We start from the raw sequence: 16,833 nt of genomic DNA on the forward strand, positions 1-16,833 counted from the left end.
GAAATGTCCACATTGAATATTTGCACGGCGTCACACTTTCCGTTGTAACAGCAATTTAGTCCATAAGATTAGCGGATCCTGCCTGACGACTTTTTTCCCCAGTCTCTAATGTTCTTCCATACCTGTTTTTTCGATGGAGCAACACCATGGCAATTGCGATTGGCCTCGATTTTGGTAGCGATTCGGTTCGCGCGCTGGCAGTGGACTGTACGTCCGGCCAGGAGATAGCAACCAGCGTTGAGTGGTACCCGCGCTGGCAAGAGGGGCGCTACTGTGATGCGCCGAACAACCAGTTCCGTCACCACCCGCGTGACTATATCGAGTCGATGGAAGCGGCGATCAAAACCGTCCTTGCCGAACTGACTGACGCCCAGCGGGCTGAGATTGTCGGAATTGGCGTCGACAGCACCGGCTCCACGCCTGCCCCGGTGGATGCCGAAGGCCGCGTGCTGGCGCTGCGCCCGGAGTTTGCCGACAACCCGAACGCCATGTTCGTGCTGTGGAAAGACCACACCGCCGTAGAAGAGGCTGAAGCCATTACGCGCCTGTGCCATCAGCCGGGCAAGACAGACTACTCGCGCTACATCGGCGGGATTTATTCCAGCGAATGGTTCTGGGCCAAGATCCTCCACGTCACCCGTGCCGACGCAGCCGTTGCGCAGGCTGCGGCGTCATGGGTTGAGCTGTGCGACTGGGTGCCTGCCCTGCTCTCCGGCACCACCCGCCCGCAGGATATCCGCCGCGGCCGCTGCAGCGCCGGGCATAAATCCCTGTGGCACGAAAGCTGGGGCGGCCTGCCTCCGGCCGCGTTCTTCGATGAGCTCGACCCGATCCTCAACAAGAGCCTGACGTACCCGCTGTTTACCGACACCTTTACCGCCGATATTCCCGTCGGCACCCTCTGCGAAGAGTGGGCGACGCGCCTCGGCCTGCCGCAGAACGTGGCCATCTCCGGCGGCGCCTTTGACTGCCATATGGGCGCCGTGGGCGCGGGCGCACAGCCAAACACGCTGGTCAAAGTCATCGGGACCTCCACCTGCGACATCCTGACGGCAGATAAAGCCACCGTCGGCGACCGGGCGGTGAAAGGCATCTGCGGCCAGGTTGACGGCAGCGTGGTGCCGGACTTCATCGGTCTTGAAGCCGGTCAGTCCGCGTTTGGCGATATCTACGCCTGGTTTGGTCGCGTGCTCGGCTGGCCGCTGGACCAGCTGGCGGCGGCACATCCTGAACTAAAAACCCAGATAGCCGACAGCAAAAAGCAGCTTCTGCCGCAGCTCACCGAAGCCTGGGCAAAAAATCCGTCTCTCGATCACCTGCCGGTGGTGCTGGACTGGTTTAACGGCCGCCGCACGCCGTTTGCCAACCAGCGTCTGAAAGGGGTGATCACCGATCTCAACCTGGCGACCGACGCCCCTGCGCTGTTCGGCGGTCTGATTGCCGCAACGGCCTTCGGTGCCCGCGCCATTATGGAGTGCTTCACCGGGCAGGGTATCGACGTCAACAACGTGATGGCGCTGGGCGGTATCGCCCGTAAAAACCCGGTGATCATGCAGGCCTGCTGCGACGTGCTGAACCGTCCGCTGCAGATTGTGGCCTCCGATCAGTGCTGCGCGCTGGGCGCGGCGATTTTCGCTGCCGTGGCTGCGGGCGTGCATGTCGACATCCCGACCGCGCAGCAGCATATGGCGAGCGCCGTCGAAAACACGCTCCAGCCGCGTGCCCAGCAGGCGCAACGCTTTGAACAGCTTTATCAGCGCTACCAGCAATGGGCAAAAAGCGCCGAACTTCACTATCTCCCTGTCGCCGCCCCGGCCAAAAGCACCGCGGACACTACGGCAACCCTGACCCATTAAGGACACGATGATGACCATTTTTAATAACTATGAAGTATGGTTTGTGATTGGCAGCCAGCATCTGTACGGACCGGAAGCGCTGCAGCAGGTGACGAAACACGCGGAGCACGTCGTTAACGCGCTGAACGCGGAAGCTAAACTGCCGTGCAAACTGGTGCTGAAACCGCTGGGCACGACGCCTGACGAAATTACCCACATCTGCCGCGACGCCAACTACGACGATAAATGCGCCGGTCTGGTGGTGTGGCTGCACACCTTCTCACCCGCCAAAATGTGGATCAACGGCCTGTCTATCCTCAACAAACCGCTGCTGCAGTTCCATACCCAGTTCAACGCCTCCCTGCCGTGGGACAGCATCGACATGGACTTTATGAACCTGAACCAGACCGCGCACGGCGGCCGCGAGTTCGGCTTCATCGGCGCGCGTATGCGCCAGCAGCACGCGGTGGTCACCGGCCACTGGCAGGATGGCAAGGCGCAACAGCGTATCGGCTCATGGATGCGTCAGGCGGTCTCTAAGCAGGATACCCGCCATCTGAAAGTGGTGCGTTTTGGCGACAACATGCGTGAAGTGGCGGTCACCGACGGCGATAAAGTGGCCGCGCAGATCAAGTTCGGCTTCTCCGTTAATACCTGGGCCGTGGGCGACCTGGTGCAGGTGGTGAATGAAGTCAGCGACGGCGACGTGAGCGCGCTGGTGGACGAGTACGAAAGCAGCTACCGCCTGACGCCTGCGGCACAAATCAACGGCGACAAGCGTCAGAACGTGCTGGACGCGGCGCGCATCGAGCTGGGCATGAAGCGCTTCCTGGAACAGGGCGGCTTCCACGCCTTTACCACTACCTTTGAAGACCTCCACGGCCTGAAACAGCTGCCGGGTCTGGCAGTACAACGTCTGATGCAGCAGGGCTACGGCTTTGCGGGCGAAGGCGACTGGAAAACTGCCGCTCTGCTTCGCATCATGAAGGTGATGTCGACCGGTCTGCAGGGCGGCACCTCCTTTATGGAGGACTACACCTATCACTTCGAAAACGGCAACGACCTGGTGCTCGGCTCGCACATGCTGGAAGTGTGCCCGACGATCGCCGTGGAAGAGAAACCGATCCTCGACGTGCAGTACCTCGGCATCGGCGGCAAAGCCGATCCGGCGCGTCTGATCTTCAACACCCGTACGGGCCCGGCCATCAACGCCAGCCTGATCGACCTGGGCGATCGCTTCCGCCTGCTGGTGAACTGCGTCGATGCGGTTGAAACGCCGCACTCTCTGCCGAAACTGCCGGTCGCCAACGCCCTGTGGAAAGCACAGCCTGACCTGCCAACCGCCTCAGAGGCCTGGATCCTGGCCGGCGGCGCGCACCACACGGTGTTTAGCCACGCGCTGGATCTGAACGACATGCGTCAGTTCGCCGAGCTGCACGATATCGAGCTGACCGTGATTGATAACGATACCCGCCTGCCCGCCTTCAAAGACGCGCTGCGCTGGAACGAAGTCTATTACGGTTCAAAACGCTAAGTACGGAATGCCCGGTGACGCTACGCTCACCGGGCAGGGAGATAACGATGTTAGACGATCTCAAACGTCAGGTGCTCGAAGCCAACCTGGCGCTGCCGAAACATAATCTGGTCACCCTGACATGGGGCAACGTCAGCGCCGTTGACCGCGAAAAAGGCGTGTTCGTGATTAAGCCTTCCGGCGTGGATTACACGGTGATGACCGCAGACGATATGGTCGTTGTCAGCCTTGAGACCGGCGAAGTGGTCGAAGGTAAGAAAAAACCGTCCTCCGATACGCCGACTCACCGCCTGCTGTATCGGTCATTCCCGACCATCGGCGGCATCGTGCATACCCATTCGCGCCACGCCACCATCTGGGCGCAGGCGGGCCAGTCCATCCCGGCGACCGGCACCACGCACGCGGACTACTTTTACGGCACCATTCCCTGCACGCGTCTGATGACCGATGCGGAGATTAACGGTGAGTACGAGTGGGAAACGGGCAACGTGATTGTCGAAACCTTCGAAAAACAGGGGATCGACGCGGCGCAAATGCCCGGCGTGCTGGTGCACTCCCACGGCCCGTTTGCCTGGGGTAAAAACGCGGAAGACGCGGTGCATAACGCCATCGTGCTCGAAGAGGTCGCCTATATGGGGATCTTCTGTCGCCAGCTGGCGCCGCAGCTGCCGGATATGCAGCAAACCCTGCTGGATAAGCATTACCTGCGCAAGCACGGCGCGAAGGCCTATTACGGGCAGTAAACTGTATATAAACCCAGCATTAAAATCTTAACCAGGCTATAATCAGGCCTGGTTTTGTTTTCTGGGATAACGGCGTGGCGCAGGCGCAAGAAGGCTTTTTACTGACCCGACACTGGCGGGATACCCCTCAGGGCACCGAGGTCGCGTTCTGGCTGGCAACCGACAGCGGTCCGCTGCACGTTACGCTGCCCCCGCAGGAATCCGTGGCCTTTATTCCTGAAGCCCACGTCGAAAAGGTGAAACAGCTGCTGCGCGGCGAAAACGGCTGGCGTATGACCCCGCTTGAGCTGAAAGATTTCCACCGCCAGCCGGTTTATGGCCTCTACTGTCGCGCCCATCGTCAGCTGATGCGCTATGAAAAGCTGCTCCGCGAGGCTGGCGTGACGCTCTATGAGGCCGATATCCGCCCACCGGAACGCTTTCTGATGGAGCGGTTCATCACCGCCCCCGTCTGGGTCGACGGCACCGCGCAGAGCGGCAGCCTCGTTAACGCGCGCCTGAAGCCGAACCCGCACTACCGCCCGCCGCTGAAGTGGGTCTCCCTGGATATCGAAACCACCCGTCACGGCGAACTGTACTGCATCGGTCTGGAAGGCTGCGGCGATCGGGTTGTCTATATGCTCGGGCCGCCGAATGGCGATGCGTCCGCGCTGGATTTCCGGCTTGAGTACGTCAACAGCCGCCCGCAGCTGCTGGAGAAGCTTAACCAGTGGTTTGCAGACAACGACCCCGACGTCCTGATCGGCTGGAACGTGGTGCAATTCGACCTGCGCGTGCTGCAAAAGCACGCCGAGCGCTACCGCATTCCGCTGTTGCTGGGGCGCGGAAACAGCGAGCTGGAATGGCGAGAACACGGTTTTAAGAACGGTGTTTTTTTCGCGCAGGCCAACGGTCGCCTGATTATCGACGGCATTGAGGCGCTTAAGTCCGCCTTCTGGAATTTCTCTTCATTCTCCCTCGAAGCGGTCGCACAGGAGCTGCTTGGCGAAGGCAAATCCATCGACAACCCCTGGGACAGAATGGACGAGATCGACCGGCGCTTTAATGAAGATAAACCGGCGCTTGCCACCTATAACCTGAAAGACTGCGAGCTGGTCACGCAGATTTTCCACAAAACCGAGATTATGCCGTTCCTGCTGGAGCGCGCGACGGTAAACGGCCTGGCGGCAGACAGGCACGGCGGCTCCGTGGCGGCCTTTAGCCACCTCTATTTTCCGCGCATGCACCGGGCGGGATACGTCGCCCCCAACCTCGGGGACGTACCGCCGCAGGCGAGCCCCGGCGGGTACGTGATGGACTCCCGGCCAGGTTTGTATGACTCGGTGCTGGTGCTGGACTATAAAAGCCTCTACCCGTCGATTATCCGCACCTTTCTGATCGATCCCGTCGGGCTGGTTGAGGGCATGGCCCAGCCGGACGATGAGCACAGCACCGAAGGTTTCCTCGGCGCACGCTTCTCGCGGGAAAAACACTGCCTGCCTGAAATCGTGGGAAACATCTGGCACGGCCGCGATGAGGCCAAGCGCCACGGCAACAAGCCGCTATCACAGGCGCTGAAAATCATTATGAATGCCTTTTACGGCGTGCTGGGCACCAGCGCCTGCCGCTTCTTTGACCCGCGTCTGGCCTCCTCAATCACCATGCGCGGGCACGAGATCATGCGCCAGACCAAAGCGCTGATTGAGTCCCGGGGCTATGACGTCATCTACGGCGACACGGACTCCACCTTTGTGTGGCTTAAGGGCGCGCATTCAGAAGACGACGCCGCGCAAATCGGCAAAGCGCTGGTCGCCTTCGTGAACGACTGGTGGCAGGAACATTTGCAGAAAGAGCGGTTAAGCAGCGCGCTGGAGCTGGAATTTGAAACCCATTTCGCCCGCTTTTTAATGCCCACCATTCGCGGCACCGATCAGGGCAGCAAGAAGCGCTACGCCGGGCTGATTCAGGAAGGCGACGCGCAGCGGATGGTTTTTAAAGGGCTAGAGACGGTACGTACCGACTGGACGCCGCTGGCGCAGCAGTTCCAGCAGACGCTCTATCTGCGGGTGTTTCGCAATGAGCCCTATCAGGACTACGTGCGCGAGACGATAGCCAGCCTGATGGCGGGCGAACTTGACGCGCAGCTGGTATACCGCAAGCGCCTGCGCCGCCCGCTGGCGGAGTACCAGCGCAACGTTCCTCCGCACGTACGCGCCGCGCGCCTGGCGGATGAAGAAAACGTACGCCGTGGCCGCGCGCCGCAGTATCAAAACCGGGGAACCATCAAATACGTCTGGACCATTAGCGGCCCGGAACCTGTGGATTATCAGCACTCTCCTCTGGATTACGAACACTATCTGACGCGCCAGCTTCAGCCGGTTGCCGACGGAATTTTGCCCTTCATCGACGATGATTTTGCTACACTGGTTACAGGGCAACTTGGCCTATTTTGACGCGTGACGAAATGGCTGCCATCCAGTACCATAGCGCCCTTTCCATTCCTGGACCCATTTTTCGTTGACCGTCTTTTTTGACGGTAGTCGAACTATTGCCTGCAATTAAAGATTAGAGCCGAACAACTATGCCTTTTACACTTGGTCAACGCTGGATCAGCGATACAGAAAGCGAACTTGGACTAGGAACCGTAGTAGCAATCGATACGCGTATGGTTACCCTCCTCTTCCCTGCCACCGGTGAAAACCGTCTGTACGCTCGCAATGACTCCCCTGTTACCCGCGTGATGTTCAATCCGGGCGACACCGTGACCAGCCATGACGGCTGGCAGCTCAAGATTGAAGACGTAAAAGAAGAGAATGGACTGCTCGCCTACATTGGTACTCGTCTTGATACGGATGAAGCCAATGTCATCTTGCGTGAAGTGCTGCTCGACAGCAAACTGGTGTTCAGCAAGCCGCAGGACCGCCTGTTTGCCGGGCAAATCGACCGTATGGATCGCTTCTCCCTGCGCTATCGCGCGCGTAAGTTCCAGAGTGAACAGTACCGCATGCCGTGGAGCGGCCTGCGCGGCCAGCGCACCAGCCTGATCCCCCACCAGCTGAACATCGCCCACGACGTAGGCCGTCGTCACGCGCCGCGCGTGCTGCTGGCAGATGAAGTGGGCCTGGGTAAAACCATCGAAGCGGGCATGATCCTCCATCAACAGCTGCTTTCCGGCGCTGCCGAACGCGTGCTGATCGTGGTGCCAGAAACCCTGCAGCACCAGTGGCTGGTTGAGATGCTGCGCCGCTTTAACCTGCGTTTCTCCCTGTTCGACGATGAACGCTATGCCGAAGCGCAGCACGACGCCGACAACCCGTTTGAAACCGAACAGCTGGTCATTTGTTCCCTGGACTTCGTGCGCCGCAGCAAGCAGCGTCTTGAGCATCTGTGCGATGCCGAGTGGGACATTATGGTCGTTGACGAAGCGCACCATCTGGTCTGGAGCGAAGACGCGCCGAGCCGCGAATACATGGCTATTGAGCAGCTTGCCGAGCGCGTGCCTGGCGTTCTGCTGCTGACCGCAACGCCGGAGCAGCTGGGTCTGGAAAGCCACTTCGCCCGTCTGCGCCTGCTCGATCCAAACCGTTTCCACGACTTTGCGCAGTTCGTGGAAGAACAAAATAACTACCGCCCGGTCGCCGATGCCGTCGCCATGCTGCTGGCGGGCAAGCGTCTTTCTGATGACGAACTCAACACCCTGAGCGACCTGATTGGCGAGCAGGATATCGAGCCGCTTTTGCAGGCTGCGAACAGCGACAGCGACAACGCGGAATCCGCGCGTAAAGAGCTGATCGACATGCTGATGGACCGCCACGGCACCAGCCGCGTGCTGTTCCGTAACACCCGTAACGGCGTCAAAGGCTTCCCGAAACGCGAGCTGCATACGATTAAGCTGCCGCTGCCGACGCAGTATCAGACGGCGATTAAAGTCTCCGGCATTATGGGTGCGCGCAAAACCCAGGAAGAGCGCGCCCGCGACATGCTTTATCCGGAACAAATCTACCAGGAGTTTGAAGGCGATACCGGCACCTGGTGGAACTTCGATCCGCGCGTGGAGTGGCTGATGGGCTACCTGACCGCGCACCGCTCCCAGAAAGTGCTGGTGATCTGCGCCAAAGCGGCCACCGCGCTGCAGCTGGAGCAGGTTCTGCGCGAGCGTGAAGGCATTCGCGCCGCCGTGTTCCACGAAGGCATGTCCATCGTCGAGCGCGACCGCGCCGCGGCGTGGTTCGGAGAAGAGGACAGCGGCGCACAGGTTCTGCTGTGCTCGGAAATCGGCTCTGAAGGCCGTAACTTCCAGTTCGCCAGCAACCTGGTGATGTTCGATCTGCCGTTTAACCCGGATCTGCTGGAGCAGCGTATCGGCCGTCTGGATCGTATCGGCCAGGCGCATGATATTCAGATCCACGTGCCGTATCTGGAAAAAACCGCGCAGTCCGTGCTGGTACGCTGGTTCCACGAAGGTCTGGACGCGTTTGAACATACCTGCCCGACGGGCCGCACCATTTATGATCAAGTGCATGGCGATCTGATCGGCTACCTGGCCGCGCCGGAAAACGCGGAAGGGTTTGATGAGCTGATCAAGTCCTGCCGTGAGAAGCACGACGCGCTGAAAGCGCAGCTGGAGCAGGGCCGCGACCGCCTGCTGGAGATCCACTCCAACGGCGGTGAAAAAGCGCAGGCGCTGGCTGAGAGTATTGAAGAACAGGATGATGACACCAGCCTGATCAGCTTCTCCATGAACCTGTTCGACATCGTCGGCATCAACCAGGACGACCGCGGCGAGAACCTGATTGTCCTGACTCCGTCCGATCACATGCTGGTTCCGGATTTCCCGGGCCTGCCGGAAGATGGCTGTACCATCACCTTCGAGCGTGACGTGGCGCTGTCCCGCGAAGATGCCCAGTTTATCACCTGGGAACATCCGCTGATCCGCAACGGTCTGGACCTGATCCTCTCCGGCGATACCGGCAGCAGCACCATCTCCCTGTTGAAAAACAAGGCGCTGCCGGTGGGCACCCTGCTGGTGGAGCTGATCTACGTTGTGGAAGCGCAGGCGCCGAAACAGCTGCAGCTCACCCGCTTCCTGCCGCCCACGCCCGTCCGCCTGCTGCTGGACAAAAACGGCACGAACCTGGCGGGACAGGTTGAATTCGAGAGTTTCAACCGACAGCTGAGCGCGGTAAACCGCCACACGGGCAGCAAGCTGGTGAACGCGGTACAGCAGGATGTGCACGCTATTCTGCAACTGGGCGAAACCCAGATTGAAAAAGCGGCCAGTGCGTTGATTGACGCCGCGCGCAGTGAAGCCGACGAGAAACTGTCTGCGGAGCTGTCCCGTCTGGAAGCGTTAAAAGCAGTCAACCCGAACATCCGCGACGACGAGCTGGCGGCGATTGAAAGCAACCGTCAGCAGGTGCTGGAAAGCCTGAATCAGGCTGGCTGGCGTCTGGATGCCCTGCGTCTTATCGTTGTGACGCATCAGTAAACGGAGCGCAAGATGGTGATGGAGCCTTACAATCCGCCTCAGGATCCCTGGCTGGTCATTCTGTATCAGGATGAACATATTATGGTGGTCAACAAGCCCAGCGGCCTGTTGTCCGTGCCGGGGCGTCTGGACGAGCACAAAGACAGCGTGATGACGCGCATTCAGCGCGATTATCCGCAGGCGGAGTCTGTCCATCGCCTGGATATGGCCACCAGCGGCGTGATTGTGGTGGCGCTGAACAAAGCGGCGGAACGCGAGTTAAAGCGCCAGTTCCGCGAGCGCGAGCCGAAAAAGCAGTATGTCGCCCGCGTCTGGGGCCACCCCGCGCAGGCGGAAGGGCTGGTAGATTTACCGCTGATCTGCGACTGGCCGAACCGGCCTAAGCAGAAGGTGTGTTACGAAACCGGCAAGGCCGCGCAGACCGAGTACGAAGTGCTGGAGTACGCGCCGGATAATACCGCGCGCGTCCTGCTTAAGCCGATTACCGGACGTTCGCACCAGCTGCGCGTGCATATGCTCGCCCTGGGTCATCCGATTCTGGGCGACCGCTTCTACGCGCCGCCTGAAGCGCTGGCCTTAGCGCCACGTCTGCTGCTGCACGCGCAGACGCTCACCATCACCCATCCGGCCTTCGGTAACGCGATGACGTTTAAAGCCCCGGTGGACTTCTAAAAAAAAAGCCCGACATCGTCGGGCTTTTTCTTATTTAAAACCTTTCTTCTCTTTAATGAGCTCGTACGCCTTCTGGATTTCCTGCGCTTTTTGCTTCGCCATCTCCATCATTTCTGGCGGTAAGCCTTTCGCGACCAGTTTGTCCGGATGGTGTTCGCTCATGAGCTTACGATAGGCACGTTTAATCGTGGTCTGATCGTCAGAGGGCTTAACGCCAAGCACGTTGCAGGCGTCTTCCAGCGTCGGACCACGCTGCGCCTGCTGCCAGGCACCGCCGGACGACTGCTGGTGATAGCCGCCGCCAAACTGCGCCCCGCCCTGCATCATGCGCAGGAACTGGTCGAACTGCATGCGGGAGATGCCCAGCTCTTCCGCAATGACGTACAGCACGTCACGTTCATTAGGGTGAAGTGAACCGTCTGCGAAAGCCGCCTGGATTTGAATTTCCAGAAACATCCGAATTAAATCAAAACGTCCAAAGCAGATGCTGCGGAACTGACGCATTTTTTCGCGAAGCGGATAATTATCCGACTTACCGATGCGAAACGCATTTTGCGCTTCCAGACGGGAGTCGCCGTGCAGATTCATGCGATCCATAAAGACGCTGGCAATCTGAATATCGGCTTCTGTGACACGCCCTTTGGATTTGGTTAAGTGCCCCATGACCTCAAAGGTGGTGGAGAAAAAGAGTGACTGACGCTCGCGCTGATTGGCAAACCAGGCCATTTTGCGGCTGCGCGCCTTATCAAACATATGGCCGATAATAAGCCCAAGCACAATCCCCCAGAACCCGGCACCCATGATGATGGCGAACGCAACGCCGATTATTTTACCCCAATACTGCATATACTCCCCGGATAGTCATATTCCTTGCCGACGCAACGTCATCATCACTGTGTTCAAGTCACGGTCAATTGAAGGACATCGCCTATAATTTGCTTTATCATACTCGTCATTCGATAGCGAGCCTAACACTCTGGCACGCAAACGGGCAGGATTAACGCTGGTACTGCGCAGATGAGTAAGATAGTCTCTGAGCGTTTGTAAGCCGTAGCCACTGATGACGGAACAATAAAATACAACGTATGAAAAAACGTATCCCCACCCTCCTGGCCACAATGATTGGCTCCGCCCTGTACAGTCAACAGGGTCTGGCGGCCGATCTCGCCTCGCAGTGTATGCTTGGCGTTCCAAGTTATAATCGCCCACTGGTGAGTGGCGATACAAATAGCTTGCCGGTAACCATTACTGCCGACAGTTCGAAAGGGACTTACCCTGACAATGCCACGTTTACGGGCAATGTCGATATTAACCAGGGCAATAGCCGCCTGCAGGCAGATGAAGTGCAATTGCACCAGAAGCAGCCGGAAGGTGCGGCCGAGCCGGTACGAACGGTGGATGCGCTGGGTAATGTGCACTATGACGACAATCAGGTCATCCTGAAAGGTCCGAAAGCCTGGTCAAACCTGAATACTAAAGATACTAACGTCTGGAAAGGTGATTACCAGATGGTGGGTCGCCAGGGGCGCGGCGACGCTGACCTGATGAAACAGCGCGGTGAAAACCGCTATACGATCCTGGAAAACGGTACGTTCACGTCATGTCTGCCGGGTTCAAATACCTGGAGCGTGGTCGGTAGCGAGGTTATCCATGACCGCGAAGAACAGGTCGCAGAGATCTGGAACGCCCGCTTTAAGCTGGGTCCGGTGCCCATATTCTACAGCCCTTATCTACAGCTTCCCGTGGGTGACAAACGTCGCTCCGGTTTCCTGATCCCGAATGCCAAATACAGCACCACGAACTACTTTGAGTTCTACCTGCCGTATTACTGGAACATCGCGCCAAACATGGATGCGACGATCACGCCGCACTATATTCACAAGCGCGGCAACATCATGTGGGAGAACGAGTTCCGCTATCTGACCCACGCCGGTGCGGGTCTGATGGAGCTGGATTATCTGCCGTCGGATAAAGTCTTCCAGGACGAGCATCCGACCGAAGGCGATAAACACCGTTGGATGTATTTCTGGCAGCATTCCGGGGTAATGGATCAGGTCTGGCGTTTTAACGTTAACTACACCAAGGTCAGTGACCCGAACTACTTCAACGATTTCTCGTCAAAATACGGTTCGAGTACCGACGGTTATGCCACGCAGATCTTCAGCGTTGGCTATGCGGTGCAGAACTTCGATGCGACGGTAACCAACAAGCAGTTCCAGGTGTTCTCCAGCCAGACCGCGAGTACCTATGGTGCCGAGCCGCAGCTGGACGTTAACTGGTACCAGAATGACGTGGGTCCGTTCGACACCCGTATTTATGGTCAGGCGGTGCATTTTGTAAACACCAATTCCAATATGCCGGAAGCCACCCGAGTTCACCTGGAGCCCGTCATCAACTTGCCATGGTCGAATGACTGGGCAAGCCTGAATACGGAAGCCAAGCTGATGGCGACACACTATCAGCAAAAAAATATTGATGATTACAACACCAGCAACAACGCTCATCTTGAGGAAAGCGTAAACCGTACGCTTCCACAGTTCAAAATGGACGGTAAGCTGATCTTCGAACGCAATATGGGCCTTCTGGCGGATGGCTATACCCAGACGCTGGAGCCACGTATGCAGTACCTGTACGTGCCTTATCGCGATCAGAGCAACATCAATAACTATGACTCCTCTTTACTGCAATCTGATTACAGCGGCCTGTTCCGCGACCGTACCTACGGTGGCCTTGACCGCATCGCCTCAGCGAACCAGTTAACGACCGGGGTCACATCACGCGTTTATGATGACGCTGCCGTTGAACGTTTTAACGTTTCTGTTGGTCAAATCTACTATTTCACCGAGTCTCGCACGGGCGATGACAATATTAAGTGGGAGAAAGATAACAAGACAGGTTCGCTGATTTGGGCTGGTGATACCTACTGGCGTATGACCGATCGTTGGGGTCTTCGCGGTGGCGTGCAATATGACACCCGTCTCGACAATATCGCCAACAGTACGGCGTCGATTGAGTACCGCCGGGATGAAGATCGGATGGTGCAGTTGACCTATCGTTATGCCAGCCCGGAATATATTCAGGCGACGTTACCAAACTATGGTACTGCAGAGCAGTATAAAGACGGTATTTCGCAGGTGGGTGGCGCAGCGAGCTGGCCAATCGCCGACCGCTGGTCAATCGTAGGCGCTTACTACTTTGACACTAACGCTAATAAACCTGCTGACCAGATGGTGGGTCTGCAATATAACTCCTGCTGTTACGCGCTGCGTGTCGGCTACGAACGTAAGCTTAACGGCTGGAACAGTGAAAACAATCAGAGCAAATACGATAACGTGATTGGCTTTAACTTCGAGTTACGCGGCCTGAGTTCCAACTACGGTCTGGGTACGCAGAAAATGCTGCGCTCGAATATTCTGCCGTACAGTAGCGCCTTGTAATGTGCTTGATTTGCAACGTAATCCGCTTTGCGGTTAATTGAAATGGAAAAAGTATGAAGAACTGGAAAACGCTGCTGCTCGGTGTCGCTATGGTTGCGAATACCAGCTTCGCCGCCCCCCAGGTTGTTGATAAAGTCGCTGCTGTGGTTAACAACGGCGTCGTGCTTGAAAGTGACGTTGACGGTCTGATGAAATCGGTGAAGCTCAATTCGGGCGAAGCCGGTCAACAGCTTCCTGATGACGCCACGCTGCGCCACCAGATCCTGGAGCGTCTGATCATGGATCAGATCGTTCTGCAGATGGGGCAGAAAATGGGTGTGAAGATCACTGACGAGCAGCTCGATCAGGCGATCGCTAACATCGCGAAGCAGAACAATATGTCTTTAGACCAGATGCGCAGCCGTCTGGCCTATGACGGCATCAGCTACGCCACCTACCGTAACCAGATCCGTAAAGAGATGCTGATTTCGGAAGTGCGTAACAACGAAGTGCGTCGCCGCGTCACCATCCTGCCTCAGGAAGTGGACGCGCTGGCAAAACAGGTGGGCAACCAGAACGATGCGAGCACAGAGCTGAACCTGAGCCACATTCTGATCCCACTGCCAGAGAACCCAACGTCCGATCAGGCTGCGGAAGCAGAAAGCCAGGCGCGTTCTATTGTTGAACAGGCGCGTAACGGCAGCGACTTTGGCAAGCTGGCAATCACCTACTCCGCTGACCAACAGGCGCTGAAAGGCGGCCAGATGGGCTGGGGACGTATTCAGGAGCTGCCATCTATCTTTGCCCAGGCGCTGAGCACGGCGAAGAAAGGGGATATCGTTGGTCCTATCCGTTCAGGCGTGGGCTTCCACATTCTGAAGGTGAACGATCTGCGCGGCCAGAGCCAAAATATCTCCGTCACCGAAGTTCACGCTCGCCACATACTTCTGAAACCGTCACCGATCATGACTGACGATCAGGCGCGTGTGAAGCTGGAACAGATCGCAGCTGACATTAAGAGCGGTAAAACCTCATTTGCGAAAGCAGCAAAAGAGTTCTCTCAGGATCCAGGCTCTGCTAACCAGGGCGGCGATCTGGGCTGGGCGGCTGCGGATATTTACGATCCTGCCTTCCGCGACGCGTTGATGAAGCTGAACAAAGGCCAGATCAGCGCGCCGGTCCACTCTTCATTCGGCTGGCATCTGATCGAGCTGATGGACACCCGTAACGTTGATAAAACGGATGCGGCACAGAAAGACAGAGCCTACCGTATGCTGTTTAACCGTAAGTTCTCTGAAGAAGCCGCAACCTGGATGCAGGAACAACGCGCCAGCGCTTACGTGAAAGTTCTGAGCAACTAATGAAACAGCATCGTGTTGTTATCACGCCCGGCGAACCCGCCGGGATTGGGCCTGACCTCGTTGTCCAGCTCGCCCAGCGCAGCTGGCCGGTAGAGCTGGTTGTCTGCGCCGATGCAACACTGTTACAAGACCGGGCAACGCTGCTCGGTCTGCCTTTAACGCTCATCCCTTACGTTGAAGGCCAACAGCCAGCACCGCAGCAAGCCGGTACGCTCACCCTTCTTTCTGTTCCCCTTCGTACGCCGGTTATTCCGGGCCAGCTCAGCACGGAAAACGGCCACTATGTCGTTGAAACCCTGGCGCGCGCCTGCGACGGTTGCCTGAAGGGCGAATTTGCCGCCCTGATCACCGGCCCCGTCCACAAAGGCGTTATCAACGAAGCGGGTATACCCTTTACCGGGCATACAGAGTTCTTCGAAGAGCGCTCGCACAGCCCGAAAGTGGTGATGATGCTGGCGACGGAGGAAATGCGCGTTGCGCTGGTGACTACCCATCTGCCGATCAAAGCCATTCCTGATGCGATCACCCCTGAGCTCCTGCGCGAGATCATCGGGATTTTGCACCACGATCTGCAGACAAAGTTTGGGATCCCGCAGCCGCACGTGCTGGTCTGCGGCCTGAACCCGCACGCCGGTGAAGGCGGGCACATGGGCACCGAAGAGATCGACACCATCATTCCGGTACTCAACGAAATGCGGGCGAAGGGGATGAACCTCAGCGGGCCGCTGCCTGCAGATACCCTTTTCCAGCCGAAATACCTGGATAATGCCGACGCCGTGCTCGCGATGTACCACGATCAGGGCCTGCCCGTGCTAAAATACCAGGGCTTTGGCCGCGGGGTGAATATCACCCTCGGTTTACCCTTTATTCGAACGTCCGTTGACCACGGTACTGCGCTGGATCTGGCAGGCCAGGGGAAAGCGGATGTCGGCAGTTTTATTACGGCGCTTAATCTCGCCATCAAAATGATTGTTAATACTCAATGACTAATCGAGTCCATCAGGGCCACTTAGCCCGTAAACGTTTCGGGCAAAACTTCCTTAACGATCAGTTCGTGATCGAAAGCATTGTCTCGGCTATTAATCCGCAAAAAGGTCAGGCGATGGTCGAAATCGGCCCGGGCCTTGCCGCGCTGACCGAGCCGGTAGGCGAACGCCTCGACGAGCTGACCGTCATCGAACTGGACCGCGATCTGGCCGCACGCCTGCAAACGCACCCGTTCCTCGGGCCGAAGCTGACCATCTATCAGCAGGACGCCATGACCATGAACTTTGGCGAGCTGTCCGAAAAAATGGGCCAGCCGCTGCGCGTGTTCGGCAACCTGCCGTACAACATCTCCACGCCGCTCATGTTCCACCTCTTTAGCTATACTGATGCCATTGCCGACATGCACTTTATGTTGCAAAAAGAGGTTGTTAACCGTCTGGTTGCAGGCCCGAACAGTAAAGCGTATGGTCGTTTAAGCGTGATGGCACAGTATTACTGCAACGTGATCCCGGTACTCGAAGTACCGCCGTCAGCGTTCACACCACCACCGAAAGTGGATTCAGCGGTTGTGCGCCTTGTGCCGCACAAGACGAAACCGTATCCGGTTAAAGATCTGCGCGTACTGAGCCGCATTACCACAGAAGCCTTTAACCAGCGCCGTAAAACGATCCGTAACAGCCTGAGCAATTCGTTTACCGTTGAGGTGTTAGCCGAGCTGGGGATCGACCCGGCAATGCGTGCGGAGAACATTTCCGTAGAGCAGTACTGCAAGCTGGCTAATTACATCAGCGATAATGCGCCGCCGAAGGAGAGTTAAG

11 protein-coding genes are annotated in these 16,833 nt (G+C 57.6%); 10 read left to right on the plus strand and 1 reads right to left on the minus strand.

The genetic code is table 11. The annotated features are described in order from the left end of the window. Positions 1-146 precede the first annotated feature (146 nt). From araB to rluA, 6 genes are all read left to right on the plus strand, one after another. The gene (gene araB / locus AC27FC_RS10715; protein ID WP_087823395.1) at positions 147-1,856 is read left to right on the plus strand and encodes a ribulokinase; all 1,710 of its coding nucleotides are present in this window, start codon (positions 147-149) and stop codon (positions 1,854-1,856) included. Between the two features lie 10 nt (positions 1,857-1,866). Continuing rightward, a complete protein-coding gene (gene araA, locus AC27FC_RS10720; RefSeq protein ID WP_033144613.1) occupies positions 1,867-3,369 on the plus strand; it encodes an L-arabinose isomerase in 1,503 nt (500 codons plus the stop codon). Between the two features lie 47 nt (positions 3,370-3,416). Continuing rightward, on the plus strand, positions 3,417-4,112 hold the full coding sequence (gene araD / locus AC27FC_RS10725; protein ID WP_039260840.1) for an L-ribulose-5-phosphate 4-epimerase: 696 nt from the start codon (positions 3,417-3,419) through the stop codon (positions 4,110-4,112). Between the two features lie 74 nt (positions 4,113-4,186). Then, positions 4,187-6,544 carry a DNA polymerase II gene (gene polB, locus AC27FC_RS10730; protein WP_196354872.1) on the plus strand — a complete coding sequence of 786 codons (2,358 nt, stop codon included), beginning with the start codon at positions 4,187-4,189 and terminating at the stop codon, positions 6,542-6,544. A gap of 128 nt (positions 6,545-6,672) precedes the next feature. Then, positions 6,673-9,579, plus strand: a complete 2,907-nt coding sequence (gene rapA / locus AC27FC_RS10735; RefSeq protein ID WP_196354871.1) for an RNA polymerase-associated protein RapA — start codon at positions 6,673-6,675, stop codon at positions 9,577-9,579. A gap of 12 nt (positions 9,580-9,591) precedes the next feature. Then, positions 9,592-10,251: a bifunctional tRNA pseudouridine(32) synthase/23S rRNA pseudouridine(746) synthase RluA gene (gene rluA, locus AC27FC_RS10740; RefSeq protein ID WP_196354870.1), complete on the plus strand. Its 660-nt coding sequence runs from the start codon at positions 9,592-9,594 to the stop codon at positions 10,249-10,251. Positions 10,252-10,281: 30 nt separating this feature from the next. On the opposite strand, the gene djlA is transcribed toward rluA, so the two are convergent. Beyond that, entirely contained in the window at positions 10,282-11,097 is an 816-nt protein-coding gene (gene djlA / locus AC27FC_RS10745; protein ID WP_008502016.1) for a co-chaperone DjlA, read from the minus strand. A 239-nt stretch (positions 11,098-11,336) separates the two neighbouring features. On the opposite strand from djlA, the gene lptD reads away from it, so the two are divergent. From lptD to rsmA, 4 genes are read left to right on the plus strand one after another with little or no spacing between them, the layout of a single operon-like run. Beyond that, complete coding sequence (gene lptD, locus AC27FC_RS10750; protein WP_048975046.1) at positions 11,337-13,688, plus strand: LPS assembly protein LptD; 2,352 nt, start codon at positions 11,337-11,339, stop codon at positions 13,686-13,688. 53 nt (positions 13,689-13,741) lie between these two features. Then, the gene (gene surA, locus AC27FC_RS10755; protein ID WP_196354869.1) at positions 13,742-15,028 is read left to right on the plus strand and encodes a peptidylprolyl isomerase SurA; all 1,287 of its coding nucleotides are present in this window, start codon (positions 13,742-13,744) and stop codon (positions 15,026-15,028) included. Continuing rightward, the gene (gene pdxA, locus AC27FC_RS10760; RefSeq protein ID WP_029740873.1) at positions 15,028-16,014 is read left to right on the plus strand and encodes a 4-hydroxythreonine-4-phosphate dehydrogenase PdxA; all 987 of its coding nucleotides are present in this window, start codon (positions 15,028-15,030) and stop codon (positions 16,012-16,014) included. Before surA ends, pdxA begins: the two co-directional genes overlap by 1 nt. Further along, positions 16,011-16,832, plus strand: coding sequence for a 16S rRNA (adenine(1518)-N(6)/adenine(1519)-N(6))-dimethyltransferase RsmA (gene rsmA / locus AC27FC_RS10765; protein ID WP_023310362.1), 822 nt, complete (start codon positions 16,011-16,013; stop codon positions 16,830-16,832). Before pdxA ends, rsmA begins: the two co-directional genes overlap by 4 nt. The last annotated feature ends 1 nt before the right edge of the window (position 16,833 follow it).

The organism is Enterobacter sp. C3_dUdeg (assembly GCF_057536195.1).